General features: G+C 68.8%; 18 protein-coding genes. 2 read left to right on the top strand and 16 right to left on the bottom strand.

Annotation, left to right across the window (positions count from 1 at the left end):
- Window positions 1-231: 231 nt before the first annotated feature.
- Complete coding sequence (locus ACFWBQ_RS32565) at window positions 232-444, bottom strand: hypothetical protein (RefSeq protein WP_018551753.1); 213 nt, start codon at window positions 442-444, stop codon at window positions 232-234.
- A 440-nt stretch (window positions 445-884) separates the two neighbouring features.
- The gene (locus ACFWBQ_RS32560; protein ID WP_385505292.1) at window positions 885-1,166 is read right to left on the bottom strand and encodes an acylphosphatase; all 282 of its coding nucleotides are present in this window, start codon (window positions 1,164-1,166) and stop codon (window positions 885-887) included.
- A 155-nt stretch (window positions 1,167-1,321) separates the two neighbouring features.
- On the opposite strand from ACFWBQ_RS32560, the gene ACFWBQ_RS32555 reads away from it, so the two are divergent.
- The gene (locus ACFWBQ_RS32555; protein WP_385505287.1) at window positions 1,322-2,263 is read left to right on the top strand and encodes a CAP domain-containing protein; all 942 of its coding nucleotides are present in this window, start codon (window positions 1,322-1,324) and stop codon (window positions 2,261-2,263) included.
- A 20-nt stretch (window positions 2,264-2,283) separates the two neighbouring features.
- Here the strand turns inward: ACFWBQ_RS32555 and ACFWBQ_RS32550 are convergent, their stop codons facing one another.
- From ACFWBQ_RS32550 to ACFWBQ_RS32485, 14 genes are all read right to left on the bottom strand, one after another.
- Window positions 2,284-3,519 carry a tyrosine-type recombinase/integrase gene (locus ACFWBQ_RS32550; RefSeq protein WP_385505283.1) on the bottom strand — a complete coding sequence of 412 codons (1,236 nt, stop codon included), beginning with the start codon at window positions 3,517-3,519 and terminating at the stop codon, window positions 2,284-2,286.
- A gap of 76 nt (window positions 3,520-3,595) precedes the next feature.
- On the bottom strand, window positions 3,596-3,817 hold the full coding sequence (locus ACFWBQ_RS32545; RefSeq protein ID WP_385505279.1) for a helix-turn-helix transcriptional regulator: 222 nt from the start codon (window positions 3,815-3,817) through the stop codon (window positions 3,596-3,598).
- A 177-nt stretch (window positions 3,818-3,994) separates the two neighbouring features.
- Window positions 3,995-5,170: a DUF3631 domain-containing protein gene (locus ACFWBQ_RS32540; RefSeq protein WP_385505273.1), complete on the bottom strand. Its 1,176-nt coding sequence runs from the start codon at window positions 5,168-5,170 to the stop codon at window positions 3,995-3,997.
- Complete coding sequence (locus tag ACFWBQ_RS32535; protein WP_385505270.1) at window positions 5,167-5,520, bottom strand: hypothetical protein; 354 nt, start codon at window positions 5,518-5,520, stop codon at window positions 5,167-5,169. The genes ACFWBQ_RS32540 and ACFWBQ_RS32535 overlap by 4 nt, the downstream gene beginning before the upstream one ends.
- A complete protein-coding gene (locus ACFWBQ_RS32530; protein ID WP_385505268.1) occupies window positions 5,517-6,437 on the bottom strand; it encodes a bifunctional DNA primase/polymerase in 921 nt (306 codons plus the stop codon). The genes ACFWBQ_RS32535 and ACFWBQ_RS32530 overlap by 4 nt, the downstream gene beginning before the upstream one ends.
- Before the next feature lie 133 nt (window positions 6,438-6,570).
- A complete protein-coding gene (locus ACFWBQ_RS32525) occupies window positions 6,571-6,768 on the bottom strand; it encodes a hypothetical protein (RefSeq protein ID WP_385505264.1) in 198 nt (65 codons plus the stop codon).
- Complete coding sequence (locus ACFWBQ_RS32520; protein ID WP_385505260.1) at window positions 6,768-7,391, bottom strand: hypothetical protein; 624 nt, start codon at window positions 7,389-7,391, stop codon at window positions 6,768-6,770. Before ACFWBQ_RS32520 ends, ACFWBQ_RS32525 begins: the two co-directional genes overlap by 1 nt.
- A 205-nt stretch (window positions 7,392-7,596) precedes the next feature.
- Window positions 7,597-9,714, bottom strand: coding sequence for an FtsK/SpoIIIE domain-containing protein (locus ACFWBQ_RS32515; protein ID WP_385505256.1), 2,118 nt, complete (start codon window positions 9,712-9,714; stop codon window positions 7,597-7,599).
- Window positions 9,715-9,773: 59 nt separating this feature from the next.
- Window positions 9,774-10,328 (bottom strand): hypothetical protein, encoded by a 555-nt coding sequence (locus tag ACFWBQ_RS32510; RefSeq protein ID WP_385505252.1) that lies wholly within the window; start codon window positions 10,326-10,328, stop codon window positions 9,774-9,776.
- A gap of 25 nt (window positions 10,329-10,353) precedes the next feature.
- Window positions 10,354-10,692 (bottom strand): RRQRL motif-containing zinc-binding protein, encoded by a 339-nt coding sequence (locus ACFWBQ_RS32505; RefSeq protein ID WP_385505247.1) that lies wholly within the window; start codon window positions 10,690-10,692, stop codon window positions 10,354-10,356.
- Window positions 10,692-11,558, bottom strand: a complete 867-nt coding sequence (locus ACFWBQ_RS32500; RefSeq protein ID WP_385505244.1) for a protein spdB — start codon at window positions 11,556-11,558, stop codon at window positions 10,692-10,694. Before ACFWBQ_RS32500 ends, ACFWBQ_RS32505 begins: the two co-directional genes overlap by 1 nt.
- On the bottom strand, window positions 11,555-11,821 hold the full coding sequence (locus ACFWBQ_RS32495; protein ID WP_385505242.1) for a DUF6284 family protein: 267 nt from the start codon (window positions 11,819-11,821) through the stop codon (window positions 11,555-11,557). Before ACFWBQ_RS32495 ends, ACFWBQ_RS32500 begins: the two co-directional genes overlap by 4 nt.
- Window positions 11,822-11,908: 87 nt before the next feature.
- Window positions 11,909-12,076, bottom strand: a complete 168-nt coding sequence (locus tag ACFWBQ_RS32490; protein WP_385505237.1) for a hypothetical protein — start codon at window positions 12,074-12,076, stop codon at window positions 11,909-11,911.
- 571 nt (window positions 12,077-12,647) lie between these two features.
- Entirely contained in the window at window positions 12,648-13,364 is a 717-nt protein-coding gene (locus ACFWBQ_RS32485) for a GntR family transcriptional regulator (RefSeq protein ID WP_385505233.1), read from the bottom strand.
- Between the two features lie 56 nt (window positions 13,365-13,420).
- Between ACFWBQ_RS32485 and ACFWBQ_RS32480 the strand changes: the two genes are divergently transcribed.
- Window positions 13,421-14,242 carry a class I SAM-dependent methyltransferase gene (locus ACFWBQ_RS32480; protein WP_385505227.1) on the top strand — a complete coding sequence of 274 codons (822 nt, stop codon included), beginning with the start codon at window positions 13,421-13,423 and terminating at the stop codon, window positions 14,240-14,242.
- Window positions 14,243-14,296 lie beyond the last annotated feature (54 nt).

Here is a 14,296-nt window from a genome sequence, read left to right as displayed (position 1 = left end):
TCAGACGGTAAGCGAAGAGCGATGGGTCCGGGACGGGCCGGGGGGCAAAGAAAGAAGGGACGCCGAGGCGTCCCCAGTAAATTGTATGCAGTCCTGCGTGACGGATCGCGAACGGACCGGATCACAAGCAATCCATGTTGTTCCCGGACGACGATCCGTGACGAAGACATTCCAGTGGTGATCCCGTACGGCTGCCACGAGCAGCCCGACCGGCCCGAAGAGGGCCATCGGTCAGGTCAGCGCGGGCTCCGCCTGGGGTACGTCAATGTCGATGCTGTCGAGCAGCGACTCTTGGTGCTGGGCGGCGGCGTTGAGCGCGTCGTTCTCGTCCTGGATCCGTACGAGCTCGGATTCCAGGTCCTGGACGCGCTGCTGGAGCCGTCGCATCTCGGCGAGGAGTCGCGGATCGGAACCGCCGACGTAACCGAGAAGCGCCTTTGCCATGATGGATGGTCCTCCACACTGAGTGACCGACCGATGCGGTGTGGGTCGTGAGGGAATCGCACCCGCGGTGCTCGGCAGTGCTCTGTAATCACTGCGGTTCTGCTGCCAAACAGCTCTGCCAAACAGCTAAGGTGCGCGGGGTTTTCAGCGTCTCACCAAAAAGTTTGACGGTCAACACGATCACACCCCGTTGAAGCGGGCGTCCCGGGGGCGCGCGGCCTGACGATCATGCGGCGCGACTCTCCTGCGGGGTCCCGAGGGGGCGTGGAGATCTTCGTTACTGCCGCAGCCTGGCATGACATGACGTTCTTGGCAAGAACGCTCCGGTGGCGGGTTCTTTCGCAGGTCATTTCGGGTGCGGGGTCCTCGAGGACCGACTCGGTCACCCCTCGGCGCGCCCCGGATACGGAGCGGATCCGCATCTTTTTTCGTGACCCCGGTCAGCGGATTGCGAATCCGTCATATCCACCGCGCGGCGTGTCCCAGATCTCAGTGACTCCGTCGACGCGGCCGGGTGTGTCGTCGGAGCCGAGCCAGTCGAGCAGACGGTGGCAATTCTCACGTGTCCCTTCGGCGACAACCTGCACCCTGCCGTCGTCGAGATTGAGGGCAAAGCCGGTGAGGCCTCCGATCTCCAAAGCATTTGCCCTGGTGAACCAGCGGAACCCTACTTGCTGTACTCGGCCGCGTACCCAGACAACGAGTCGTGCATCTTCGTTCATGCCCGAACGCTAACCGGGCAATTGCTCAACGAGCACGTCGCCCCAATACGCCATGGCGTACAGTCCCGTCGCAATAGCTTCACCCGAACGGGTGAGGTCGACAGTGAACACGGTGACGTCGCAGCGACGCCCGGAGCACGAGGAAGGCACAGCGCATGGGACGCCATCGACGCTCGGGCGCAGCCCCCGCCGCTGACCAGCACGCAGCGGACGGGACAGGCGGGCACCGCGGTGCCCGCCGCAAGAAGCGGGTCGGAGCGCCTCTGCGCACCGGACTTCTCGGCGTGTCGGCGGCCGTGGCCGTCGGCGCGGTCGCAGTCGCGTCGGGTCTGCTGCCGGGCGGTGACACCTACAGCGTGAGCGGCGGCCCCGCCGCCGACCAGGTCCGCGCGGGCGGCGCCCCGGACCTGCTGACGCAGGGCGGCGCGTCCGCCAAGCCGACCGACCGCACATCGGCCTCCGCATCCGCCCAGGCCGGACGGGGTAGCGCGCGTCCTGCGGCACCCTCGAAGTCGGCCTCGGCCACCCCGACGAAGAAGCCGTCCGCCACCACCTCGAAGCCGGCGGACAAGAAGACGGACAAGGCGACGAAGACGCCGGAGCGCGCAAAGGCGCCGGCCACGGAGCCGAAGAAGAGTTCGAGCCCGGCGACCAAGGCTCCGGCCGCCCCGAAGACGCCGTCCGCCTCTCCGAGCCGCAAGACCACTGCTCCGGCAGTCGGCACCTCCGCGCAGGCCGCCGTGCTCGCCCTGGTCAATCAGGAGCGCGCGAAGGTCGGCTGCCGCCCGGTCACCGCCAGCGCCTCGCTGAACGCGCTCGCCCAGAACTTCAGCGAGGACATGGCAGCCCGCGGCTTCTTCGGCCACACCGACCCCGACGGAGCGACCCCCTGGGACCGCGCCGACAAGGCGGGAGTGGAAGGTCTCGGCGGCGAGAACATAGCCCGCGGCCAGGCCGACGCGCAGGCCGTGATGGACGCCTGGATGAACAGCGACGGCCATCGCGCAAACATTCTCAATTGCGACTACACGACGCTCGGCGTGGGTGTGCAGCTCGGTTCCGGCGGCCCGTGGTGGACGCAGGACTTCGGCTTCTGAGCTAGCCGCAGGTCAGCGGGCTAGGAACCCTGTGGGGCCGTCCCGGGGCCGTCGGGCACCTGAAGCTCAGCCCCAAAGACGCGATCTACAGCGGTCCGGGTCCTGGTCTCGCTAGCGGGCATGAGGTGCGTGTACGTGCGAAGCGTGAAGCCCGGATCGTGGTGCCCGAGGAATTCACTCAGCGCCTTGATGCTCTCCCCCGCATCGAGCAGCACCGACGCGTAGAAGTGCCGCAGCGCGTGCGTGCCGCTGTCCCGGCTGGCCGGAACAGCGGCTGCTCGCAGCGCGGGCTTCCACACCCTGTGATTGAAGCGGTTGCGATTCAGGGACAGCCCTTCCGGGCTGGAGAAGATCAGCCTCGCAGTCACGAGCGGGCCGTTCAGCGTCTTCCAGGGCAACGTAATCTCCGCCGCCGGATGGGTCTTCGAGTGCGCGGTGAGGGCCCGAGCGACGGAATCAGGGAGCGGCACGTCGCGCTCCTTGCCGCCTTTCGGCGGGGCGAACACAGGCCGGGCGTGGAGAAGCTTCACCTGACGCACCACGTGCAGGACGCCACCAATCGGGTCCACGTCATCCACGGCCAGGCCAAAGACTTCCCCCTGCCGCAATCCGCATCCGGCGGCAGGTTCGACCAGCGCGCGGTAGCGGTCGGGCAGAGCGGCCCGGACAGCCATCACGCGATCGGCCGACCACGGCTTCACCTTGCGAGGATCGAGGCGCGGAGCCTTGACCGATCGGGCGCCGCACGGATTCGCGCGGATAAGACGGTCTTCGACGGCTGCGGTGAACACGGTCGAGACGTGCGCGAAAATGCCACGCCGGTACGCAGGCGAAAGACCCGCGTCTTCCAGGGCCCGAATCCACAGCCGGACGTGGGTCGGATTGAACGAAGCAAGTGGGCGCTGCCCCAGGTGAGGAATCGCGTGCAGACGTAGCCGCATCTCGACAGATTCGCGTGTCGCGGGGTCGGTCATCTGCGTGGCCATCCACTTGATCGCGTATTGCTCGAACGTCACCTTCCCCGCGTCGGGATCGATGTAGTCGCCGCGCGACATGTCCGTCTCGATCTGAGCCAGCCACTGATCAGCCTGACGCTTCTGCTTGTCAGGGAAGGACTTGCTCTTCTCGGTTCCGTCAGGACCGATGTAGCGGGCGCGGTAGCGCATGCCGGTGCCGTGGCGATCGGTCTTGGCCCGGGTGGTCTTAACGTCAGTGCTCTCGGTCTTGTACCAGCGGTCTTGGATGTGGCCTGCCAATTTGGGTCTCCTGTGTAGTACGCAGCAGGGGCACGACCCGTGTGGGTCGTGCCCCTGCTGGTGGTGGCGAGTTGGGTTACGCCGCGTCGGCTTCGATGCGATTGCCGATCCAGGTGTGGACGGCTTCGGGGTCGTAGCGAAGGTGCTTGCCGATCCGGAATCCGGGCGGGCCGGTGCGCTTCTTGCGCCAGGCGTAGACGGTTTCCAGCGGAACGGAGAGCAGGGTGGCTACGTCGTCGGGGGTGAGGTAGCGGTCGGGGAGTCCAGCGCGGAGCGTCTTCGTGATGGCGTTAGCCATTCGGCTTCTCCTTGACGGCAGGGTGGGGGCTCCGGCCCCCTTCTCTGAGGTCCGCTACATCCGCTACGCCGCTACATTGCAGGTCAGCGGCATGATTTTTGTAGCGGATGGGTTCGATGTAGCGGCTACGGCCCATCGCTGGGGCGGGGGCCGTAGCCGCTACATCTGGTTTTGCCGCTACAGATTCAGGGGCTCTGACCTGGGATGTAGCGGCGTAGCGGATGTAGCGGCCGTGGTGGAGGGAGGCGGAGGGCAGTAGCGCGCCCACGCGTCTTCGAGGTCTTTGGTGAAGAAGCCTTTGAGGATTCCGCCGGCGGTTCGGATGTTGCGTGAGCCGATGGGGTCGTTGTCGGTGGTCATGTACTCGCCGAGCATTTTGGAGAGGCGCCGGTTGTCGAGCGGCTTTCCGTTGAGGTCGGCCCATGGGGCGTCGTCGAGGGAGTTGAGGCGGTCGAGGATGGCGATGGTGGGCAGGCGGTCGATGCCGATCAGCACGTGGTCACGCAGATCGGTCAGCAGGCGGATGCCCAGGCTGCCTTTGTCGTTGGCCCGGGAGGCTTCGACGAGGGTGAGGCAGGCTTCGCGGGCCCGTCGGGGCCAGTTACCCCCGATGGCGTCGGCGATGGCGAGCAGTCCCTCCCACACGTCGGCGGGTCGGTCGCTGACGCCTTCCGGCATCTCCGGCCAGGCCCCCATGACCCAGCCCTGTGCCTGCTCGGCCCAATCTGCGAGGCGGTCGCGCAGCGCGTGACCTTCCTGCTCATGGAGGCGGGCGCGGAAGGGTTCGATCGTTTCGTTCCTGGCCCTGCGGCGCATGCGGATGATGACGGCGCGGGTCAGGATCGTGTCGGGCAGGGAGCCGAGCCCTGCGACGGCGACGGCGGTGTAGGACGGGAACGGAGTGACGGTCTGGCTGTCGCCGACGCACCGGTAGGTGACGCCTGTGCGGCGGTGTCCGGCGTTGAGGAAGCCGCGTAGCTCTTCGTTGTCTCCGGCCTTGGGGCCGAACACGGTGTCGATCTCGTCGAAGAGGATGGTGGGCCGTCCGTCCGGGCCGGACACTGCCCGGAACAGGGCGGGGGCGGACGCGTTCACCGCGACCATGGGGCGCGGCACGAGCGTTTCGACGATCTCCAGCGCCCTGCTCTTCCCGCTGCCCGGTTCGGGCGAGAGGAACGCGAGGCGCGGGGTGGAGTCGAAGCAGTCGAGCAGGTGGGCGTGCGCGTCCCACAAGGCGACCGCGACGTAGGCCGCTTCGGTCGGGAAGATGTTGAACCGGCGGTGGAAGGCTTCCACTTCGTCGAGGAGGGCCGCGCCGTCGATGGGGACCGTCTGTGGTGTCGGGCTGGTCATGCGGCGTTCCTCCTGTGCTGCTCGGTGGCATGCGGGCAGTGCCCGACGCGTGCGCGGGTGGTGAGTTCGGTGACGGCTGTACGGCCGCGGGCGCGTTCGTGGTGGCCGCAGGTGCACAGCCAGTCCGCGTCGGGGATCTCGTAGCGGTCGAGTCCGCGAATGCTCAGACCGGGGTGGATGCCGGTGATGGTGACCGTGCGCGGGTCAGGGCGAAGGGATGAAGGGGCGGCCTGGCGGCCGACGACTTTCGGCGCTCCATTGCCGGATCCGGGCGGGGCCGGTCGGGCGACGCCGGGTCCGGTAGGGGTGGCGGGGACGCTTTTCAGGTGGCGATCAGCCCGGGTGGTCACGCTGCCTCCGGTCGTGGCCGGCAGGTGCGGATGGACCAGTCCAGGGCGCTGGTGATGGTGGCGCGGCACTCTGCCGCGGTGAGTCCCACGGCCTCGCCCTCTGCTTGAAAAGCCACTTCGACCACGTGGCGGGGAAGATCCCCCCACGCCACGAACCGGCCCATCGCGCGGGCAGCGTCGAGCAGGGTCGTGTTGCGTCGGCCCTCAGGCGCCGTCTGTACGCTCCGGCGGGCCCACCGGAATGCGGTATCTGCGCCCCCGTGAGTCCGCAGCGGCGCCGGGGCGTTGGTCGGTACGGCATTGGTCCGCACGGTGTTGGGGTGTGCGGGTACAAGGCTCTGCATGAGCCACCCGGGTAGGGGGTTGATGAGCGCGGGCCCGTCGACCTCGTACCGGTGGCCGTTGATGACGCTGCCCGCTGCGACGATGTACCCGCCCCACGCCCGGGTGTCGACCAGGGGCGCGAGGGTGCTGGCGGTGTTGTGGAGGCGGGCGGCTGCGGGGGCGCTGAAGTACCGGTGCCAGCCGCCGCTCGCGGTCCGGATTGTGCGGGTGCGGGGCACCGGCTGCCCGGCGCGCTCACAGAGCGCACGAAAGGTCGTCACGCCGTCAGGCGTGCCCGTGCTGCTGTTGGGCTTGGGCATGTCGAGATCCACGACGACCAGCCCGGACGGGCCCGTCGCCAGACCGACGTTGAACGGCCCGGCCGTCCAGGCGGCGCGGATGCGGTCCGGGTCGATGGTGGCGCGCTGCTCCCACTTCAGGTGGCCGGAGGTGCAGGGGCCGGTGCGGGGGCAGGCGGACTCGCCGTGGAGGGCGGGGCGCTTGCCCCCTGGCCGGAGCGGGAAGACGTGCCAGCCACGTTCGGCGGCTTGTAAGGCTGCGGACAGCAGCGCGGTTGGTGCGTGATGGGTCATGCTAAGTGTCTCCAGTTCTCTGGATTGGTGGAGAGGGCGGCCCCGGACTTTGGCGAGACGGGGGCCGCCCTCGGTCAGTTGTGGAAGCGGCTGGAGTCGGGGTGTTGGTCGCGCCGGTCCTCGGCCGCGTTGGTCACCGCCCGGTCTTCTGCAGTTCGTACGTGTGGCACAGCACGGAGCCGATGACGATGCCGATCCGGTGGACCGTCCACCGGCCCTGGGTGAGCGGGCCCGGCGGGACCTCGTCGACGATCCGCCCGGTCCGCCCCGCCGCGCGGGCGTCGTCCTCACATCTCACGATGCGCACTTCGTCGCCTGCCTTGAACGCCATCACTCTCGTCCTCCTCGGGTCTGGGCTGCGGTGCGCAGGAGAGCGATGACCTCGCCCTGCGTGCGGTCGGGCATGTCGTTCCAGCGGTGGTAGGGGAGGGTGCAGCTGCGGCTGCGCAGGACGGCCTGCAGGCGTTGTCCGGCGCGGTCGACGGTGCTCTCGTCCCCGATGCCGAGGCGGTAGAGCACGGCCTGGGCACCGAGGATGCAGCGGCGACCGGACGTGGTGCGGTGCGTGCCCCGGGCCCAGCCGTACCGCTCGATCACCAGGGCGGTGAGCTCCAGGTGCTCTGCGACGGTCACCGGCCGGGCGGTGGTGTGGCGGTGACGGACGATCGGGAAGCCGAGCACCCAGTCCGGCAGGATCCGGAGCATCCGGCCGGGGAGCTCCAGCGCGGGCGCGGTGGCCGGCGCCTGCGTGCCGAGCGCTTCGGCGACAAGCTCCTGGGTGGTCTTGGTGACCAGCGGGTGCGCGGTCGTGCGGGTGCGGGCGGCGAGGAACTGCTCGATGTCGCGAACGAGCCGGGCGGCATCGATGTCGGAGCGCGGTGCGGGGAGCGGAGCAAGCTGCGCGGCGCCCACGGCCTGCTCAGCGGGCCGGTTGATCGTGTTCCCGGAAAGCATGCGGAATCCCTTCCTGCGCTGGGTCAGGGAGGCGGAAGCACCCCCCTCGGGAGGTGCGTGGAGGGGGTGCAGGGGTGCTGAGCTGGGGTGACTCCCTGCCTCCCTGAACATCATTTGCGCAGGTCAAGCACAGGGAGACAGGCCAGGGAGGCGGTTAGGGAGTTCTCCCTGCCTCCCTGACCTGCCGGGGGTGCGCTCCCTGCGATCAGGAAGCGGAAGTGGAACTGCCGGTGTCCCGGTTGGCGAGTGCGCGGATGACCCGTTCGCGGCCGACGACCATGCGCCCGTCGGACTTGTAGGGCTCGGCCGCCGTGCCGTCCAGGACCCGCTTGAGGTCGGCGTGCGTCCAGCTTCCGTAGCTGTCCTCGGACAGCACCGCGAGCCGCTTCAACACGTCCTGGGTCAGGACCCGGTTCGTGTCCCCGATGACGCCGGCGATGTCGGCGAGCGCATCCCGCTCCTCGCCACGCTCGATGACGTGCAGGGTGGTGACCCCATCGCGCAGCGCCTTGGCGCGGTCGGTGATGGCTTCGGCCCCGTCGTCGTCGATGTAGTGCGTGCGCACCGTGATGGATGCCTGGCCGGCCGGAATGCTGATGCCGTCGGACGCGACGACCAGGGTTCCCCTGTCCAGCCCGGGGCGCAGCAGGTTCGGTGCGGCCCCGCCGTCGACCGCCTTGTCCCCCAGCGCCATGCGGGCTTGGGATTCGGTGCCCAGCGCGAGTGATGCGCGGGTGTGGGCGCCTTCGCGGACCAGCTTGGGAAGGTTCTGGTCGGTGGGGTCCTGGGTGCCCTGCCACATCAGGACGTTGACCGCACGCCCCTGGTTGTGGATCTTCCGGACGGCCATGAAGTACCGGGAGTTGGCCTTGGACCCGCCGTAGGGCCGCTTGTCGGCGTCCTTGACCGGGCACATGAACGCGACCTGCGCCTCGTCCACCAGCACGATGAGGGCGGGGAACTCGGTGCCGGGCGGGGCCTGGAGGCGGCGGTTCATCTCGTCCACCGCGCCCTCGACCATCTCGGTCACCTGGATCACGTGGTCGTCCGTCGGCCCCTGGATCAGGGTGGTGGCCAGGCCGTCGAACATGGCCCAGTCTCCGACGCCCTTGAGGTCGCCCATCAGGAACTGCACCGACTTGTCCAGCGCCAGCCACAGGGCCAGCGAGCGCAGCGCGACGGTCTTGCCCTGGTTCGACAACCCTGTGATCAGCAAGTGGCGCTGGTACAGGCTGATCGCCGCAGCGTCCCCGCGCAGGTCCTGACCCCACGGGGCGCGGCCCTTGGCGTAGTCGGCGGTCAGGGTGTCGTCGGTTGTCAGCGGCGAGGGGCCGATCGGCTCATCGAGGGCGCCGCTGTCCGCAACCCAGAGCCGCACGGTGCGGGCGGCCTGGGGGATGGTGATGAACACTTCGTGCTCATGCCTGCTGAGGTTCTCAGCGAGCTTGCGCCGCTTGCCCTGGACCTCGTTCGTGGAGACACCGGAAGGCAGCGTCACGTCCACTTCGACCCCGCATCCAGCGATCCGGATCGGACCGAGCATGGACGCGCCGGCGTCGCCCATGTCCTTGATTGCGTTCCGCAGCGGAGCGATACCCAGGTTGCGGAGCGCGAGGACCACGATGGACGGGGTGATCGGCTCACCATCGCTGCTGCGGACGTTGGCGGGGAGTGCCCACTGGGGTGCGGCTTGCTGGTTCTTGCCCACCGCCCACAACCCGAACAGCACCACCCACGGGCCGATCGTGACCAACGGCCCCCACGTCACGGTGATGATGAAGACGATCCAGCGGACCAGCTCGATGAGCGCCATGGTAGGGGCGCCGATGTCGGTCCAGTCCTTGCTGGCGACGGCGAGCATGATGCCGAGCAGTAGGAGACCACCCGCCCCGATACCGGCGCCGGCCGCGATGCCCTTGGCAGCGTCGAGCGGGGCGGTGAGCAGGTCCATGCGGCGGCGGTGGCGCTCCTGCCGGAAGCGCTGCCCGCGCTCCTCCCACTCCGCTGCCGCTTCCATGTTGCCCGCGGCTTCCGCCGCACGGAGCAGGCGTTCGTAGCGGGAGGCGGTACGGCCCTCCCACGTTCGGCGGGCCACGATCCGAGTACCGCCCAGGGCGTAAAGCCCGTGGCGGGCGGTGGCCCTGCAGGCGGTCTTGGTGCGCTCGTGGGTGACCACCGTGCGGACACCCCGCGCGGAACGCACCCACAACGGCACAGGCGGCTTCTCAGCAGTAGGCGCTGTCCCTGCAGCTATGTCCACCACCGGGGGCACCACAGTGCGCGGGACGGTCTTTTCGAAGAGGGGAACGACGTTGTCGCTCATGGCGGAACGACTCCTGACTGCCCCGGAACCCGGAGCGAAGTGGAAGGGGTTGGGGTGGGTCAGGATGCGGCGGCGGGAACGAGGCGACCGGCGAGGTACTCGGCCCCGTACGCCTCCCTCTCCTCCGCCTCCAGGCAGCGTTCGTGCTCCCGGTACTGGCGGCGGGACTGCTTCTCGACGCCCAGGTCATGCCGCAGTCCGGCTATCAGCCGGTCGCGGACGTCTTTGCGGCTGGTCTGCATGGCGTGGACCAGCTCGTGCACGAGCGTGATGGCGAACGTGGCTTCGTTGGGGTGCTGGTCGACGTTGACGACGATCAACACCCCGCCGTCGACGAGCGGGACGGCGCGGCCCGCCGTGTCGCGGGCCAGCTTCCTCGCGGAACGCAGCGCGCGGGCCTGGACCCGCTTGTCGGTGCATCCGGCGGTCTCCCACTCGGCGGCGGTGGCCACCTGGGCCAGGTTCCGCTCGGCGGTGAGGACTACCTGCACGTCGGGCATGCGGCCGGCCACGGCCCGGTCCACGATCCGTACGGCCTCTTCGGTCAGGCGCTTGGCGGTGCGAAGGGTGGCCCGGTAGCCGAAGAGCTTGTGTGTGCTGACGGTCAGCTTCACTACGTCTCCGTTTCGACGCCGCAGCTCAGGCGGCAGACTCGGTGTCCAGGTCGGAGCAGGGCACGCACATGCCGAGTGAGCGCGGGATGCAGTACCCGGCATCGGTCCGGCAGTTGGGACAGGTCCGCCGGGCCGCCATCGCCTTGGCGAGAGCGACCCGGCGACCAGGCGTCATCGGCCGGACGGGCTTGGCCCGGTCGATGCGGTAGAGGTAGGCGACCAGCGGGCCGCGTCGGCGGCGTGGCCGCTGGAGTTCCGCGGCCACGTCCTGACCGCCGGGCCGCAGTCCGAGGGCGCGGAGTTGGCGGCGGGTGGCGTATCCGTCCGGGGCAAGGCGCCATCGGTAGACGGGCAGCGTGGCCATCAGGCAGCTGCCACGCGCTTCCACGCGGTCCTCAACCGGACCTCGGAAGCGGAGTGCCCTGCCGCCCGGAAGCGGGTGGCCATCTCCCGGTAGGACAGGGCCGGTGTCTCGCTGTGCCGAATCTGATCGACGAGCGCATCCAGTGCTTCGTCGGTCAGGGCGCCGGCCGACTCCAGCACGAACGCCGAAACGGGCTCCGTGGGCCCCCAGACCGGGAGCTCCCAGCGGGGTGTGACGCCCGCTGTGACGCGGCTCGTCACGCTGCTCAGCGCCCTACTGGTGTCCTCACCCTCCCGCGCCGTTTCCAGGGTGGACCAGGCTCGGGAGAGGGTGTCGGCGGTCTTGGCCTGGACGTGTGCGACGCGGGCACCGGCCTGCGTCACAGCCGTCAGCCGCGTCTCCTCCGTGGCCGCCTCGGCCCGAAGTCGGGCGCGGGCCACCGCGGCTTCGTCACGTGCTTCCTGCTGAATGCCCTGGATGGCGTCCAGCGCCTCACCGGTGAGCGCGGTCCGCTCCCACAGCCCGTGGACCAGCCACAGGGCCTTGGCCGCGACGGGCAGCCAGGCAACGGCCAGCCACGCACCGGCGGACTCCTCGGCGGTGAGTGCGTGGGCGATCAGGACGCCGGTCGCGATGAGGCCGAATGACCAGCCGACCGCGGTGACCGGGTTGCTGTGGTCACCTTGCGCAGCCAAGCGGCGTTCGTAGGCGAGGGTGGCGAGCCATCCGCCGTCGATCCCGAGACCGACGACCAATGCGACCGGCCACGGCATCGCCGTGCCGAGCCACATCACGACGACGGCCAGGGTGAGGACCATCGATACCGCCGTCATTGCGACGGCGGGCAGTGCGGTCTTGCCCCTCATGCGGCACCGCCCGACCGCACCGTGTCGGTGCGGTTGGTCAGGTCGCGGCGGGCGGCCAGGACCCGGTTGCGGGCGCGGCGGATGCGCCGTTCGTCCACCTCGTTGACCGGGCGGTCGATGGTCATGATCTGCGCGTCCAGCAGCTCGACGTCCGCCCGGATGAGCGGCATCTCCAGCTCGATCGCGTCCAGCTCGGCGGCCGTCGGCTCGATGTCGAGCGACGCGGCCGTAACGAGGTCCTGAAGTGCGGCGATGGTCTTCATGGGTCGTTTTCTCCTTAGTCGGTGAACGGCCTGAAAGGCGGCCCCGGTGGTGAGACACCGGGGCCGCTCAGTTGCGGAATGGGTGGGTCAGTTGCGGCGCTTGCCGTTGCTGTCCGTGCCGTGGGTGGCGTCCAGCTCGGCCGCGGCGTTCTTGCACTTGCCGGCCACGATCCGGTCGTAGACCTTCTGGCTGCGGGCGACGGCCTTGGGAGTGGTCAGGTCGGTCGACGCGCTCCGCGACTGCTTACCGAACATGCGAACTCCTCTGGGTGGAAGGTGTGGACCCGGCCGGTCATCCCGGCACCGGCTCCCCTCAGCCCCGCCCGTACGACCCGGTGGGCCGGACGGGCGGAGGAGGCAGTCGGCCGTTTCGCGGGGGAAACGGCAGTCGTTCGGTTCTCCGATTCGCACGGCGCTGCTCGTTCCGGGGAGATCCGAAGTCCCGGAAGTCGTGGCAGTTTCGAAGGTGTGCCGTGCGGTTCTTAGAGCCGATGGCGTTCCCGGTTAGGGGTGTGGGCCCCGGTGTGAAGGGGGCCGTTTCTCGGTCGGCTGGTCTCCACTCGCCTCGGCTGGAACGGTCACGGCCGTCGTGCTGCGGTGGATCACGCTGTTGAGTTTGGCGTGACGGAATCGGCCCCTTCCGGAGATTCCGGATCGGGCGATGGCCACAACAAGAGACTGGACCGGTGGACCGGTCCAGTCAATCGATGAATTCGCGAGCCGTCACGCTGTTGTGATGAAAAGTGCAGGTGGGGGTCACTTTCTGGGCAATAAAAAAAGCTGAACCGGTGGACCGGTCCAGCCGCCTCCGTTGCTCGTGTTGCGCCTACATGGCGTAGGTATCCACCTGCTCGAAGAACGAGGACGGCGTTACGCCCTCCTCGCAGACCAGCGGCTTCCCCTGCTCGTCATACGCCGTGTGCAGAAGCACGGCCACCGGTGCCCCCTGCGGCACCTGCAAGCGGTCTGCCTCCGTCTCCGAGGCAAGGCGCACGGTGGTGACGTCCACGCCTTCGGCCGGGCCTCGCCCGGTCTGACGCCGGACGTAGCGCGTTGTGCCTTCGGCGATCGGGGTGGTGTCGGCAAGGCGTGGTGCCACCTCCGCGATATCCGGGGGGAACCACGCCTCAACGCAGCTATTCGGGGTTCCGTCCGGGAGCTGGAGGACGCGAACGCGCCGAAGCGCCTTAGTCCCGGGGGAGAGGCGGAGGGCGGCGGCGACGTGGGCGGGGGGTTCCGCCCAGTCAGGCGTACCGACGCGCAAGAACGGCATGCCGCCCAGGATGCGCGCCGACCCTGCGCGGCGAGCGCCGGCAGGGCGTGCCACGGGCGTTTCCGTGACGACGAACCCAGTTCCCTGCTTGGCCACGACCACGCCGTCGTTGCGCAGCACGTCGACGGCCTTGATGGCGGTAGCTCGTGACACATCCCACTGCTCGGCCAGCTCGCGGCCCGACGGGATCGTGTCCCCGGGAGCGATCTCACCAGCGGCAATGCGGGCGCGCAGGAACTCTGCGATCTCTTCGTACTTCAGGACTGCCATGGTTTCCCCTATTTCCTGCGCTGGACTGGTCCACCGGTACACACGATACTGCGACCATGTCGAATCTCGAATTGGCTCCCTCCGTGATGCGGTTCTACGGCGAGACAGTGAACGAGGATGACCGCCTGCGTAGCTCGGCAGACGGACGTATGGAGCTGGCCAGGACTCAAGAGCTCCTCCGACGCTTTTTGCCTCCCGCGCCGGCACGCGTGCTCGACGTGGGAGGGGGAACCGGGATTCACGCTGAATGGCTGGTGAAGGACGGCTACGAAGTCACGCTCGTGGACCCCGTGCCCCGCCATGTCAAGAGCGCCGCGGCCGTGTGCTCAGCGCTCGTGGGGGATGCCCGCGATCTGCCGCAACCGGACGGCAGCTTCGACGTAGTGCAGCTGCTTGGGCCGCTCTACCACCTCCCCGACCCGGACGACCGGCGTAGGTCGCTGGCGGAAGCACGCCGTGTGGTGAAGCCGGGCGGGCTGATCGCTGCTGCCGCGATCAACCGCTACGCGTCGCTCTTCGAGCACGTCACGTACGCGCACCTACACACTGAGCGGATTCACGACTCCGTCTCCAAGATTCTTGAGACGGCCGTCTATGACGGTGTACGCGGATTCACCTTGTCCTACTTCCACCGCGCCGAAGAACTTCTGGCGGAGCTGGCCGCCTCCGGTCTGACGGACGTGCAGGTCTTCGGTATCGAGGGGCCCGCGTGGTCCCTCGTGAAAGCGGTCGAGCAACAGCCGGGCGAGGGGCCCACGGACGATCTAATCGCCTCTGCGATGGCGGCGGCCCGGCTGGCGGAGCCCTACCCGGAGCTCCTTGCTGCCAGCTCGCACCTTCTGGCGGTCGGAAGGGCTCCTGCTGACATGCGCGGCTGACCTTGGCGACGGGTCGAGAAGAGCGAGATCGCGGTGGGTGATCCTACTTGCGAA

This window comes from Streptomyces sp. NPDC060035 (assembly GCF_042736635.1).
Lineage (GTDB): Bacteria > Actinomycetota > Actinomycetes > Streptomycetales > Streptomycetaceae > Streptomyces.
Note: the sequence above shows the minus strand (reverse complement) of the source record. Positions and strands in the feature narration are given on the sequence as shown.

Coding starts and splice junctions, on each gene's coding strand:
- ACFWBQ_RS32505 (WP_385505247.1), bottom strand. CDS start 10,692: ATGGCCACGCTGCCCGTCTACCGATGGCGCCTTGCCCCGGACGGATAC.
- ACFWBQ_RS32480 (WP_385505227.1), top strand. CDS start 13,421: ATGTCGAATCTCGAATTGGCTCCCTCCGTGATGCGGTTCTACGGCGAG.
- ACFWBQ_RS32500 (WP_385505244.1), bottom strand. CDS start 11,558: ATGAGGGGCAAGACCGCACTGCCCGCCGTCGCAATGACGGCGGTATCG.
- ACFWBQ_RS32540 (WP_385505273.1), bottom strand. CDS start 5,170: ATGACCAGCCCGACACCACAGACGGTCCCCATCGACGGCGCGGCCCTC.
- ACFWBQ_RS32555 (WP_385505287.1), top strand. CDS start 1,322: ATGGGACGCCATCGACGCTCGGGCGCAGCCCCCGCCGCTGACCAGCAC.
- ACFWBQ_RS32525 (WP_385505264.1), bottom strand. CDS start 6,768: ATGGCGTTCAAGGCAGGCGACGAAGTGCGCATCGTGAGATGTGAGGAC.
- ACFWBQ_RS32545 (WP_385505279.1), bottom strand. CDS start 3,817: ATGGCTAACGCCATCACGAAGACGCTCCGCGCTGGACTCCCCGACCGC.
- ACFWBQ_RS32560 (WP_385505292.1), bottom strand. CDS start 1,166: ATGAACGAAGATGCACGACTCGTTGTCTGGGTACGCGGCCGAGTACAG.
- ACFWBQ_RS32515 (WP_385505256.1), bottom strand. CDS start 9,714: ATGAGCGACAACGTCGTTCCCCTCTTCGAAAAGACCGTCCCGCGCACT.
- ACFWBQ_RS32520 (WP_385505260.1), bottom strand. CDS start 7,391: ATGCTTTCCGGGAACACGATCAACCGGCCCGCTGAGCAGGCCGTGGGC.
- ACFWBQ_RS32565 (WP_018551753.1), bottom strand. CDS start 444: ATGGCAAAGGCGCTTCTCGGTTACGTCGGCGGTTCCGATCCGCGACTC.
- ACFWBQ_RS32485 (WP_385505233.1), bottom strand. CDS start 13,364: ATGGCAGTCCTGAAGTACGAAGAGATCGCAGAGTTCCTGCGCGCCCGC.
- ACFWBQ_RS32490 (WP_385505237.1), bottom strand. CDS start 12,076: ATGTTCGGTAAGCAGTCGCGGAGCGCGTCGACCGACCTGACCACTCCC.
- ACFWBQ_RS32495 (WP_385505242.1), bottom strand. CDS start 11,821: ATGAAGACCATCGCCGCACTTCAGGACCTCGTTACGGCCGCGTCGCTC.
- ACFWBQ_RS32530 (WP_385505268.1), bottom strand. CDS start 6,437: ATGACCCATCACGCACCAACCGCGCTGCTGTCCGCAGCCTTACAAGCC.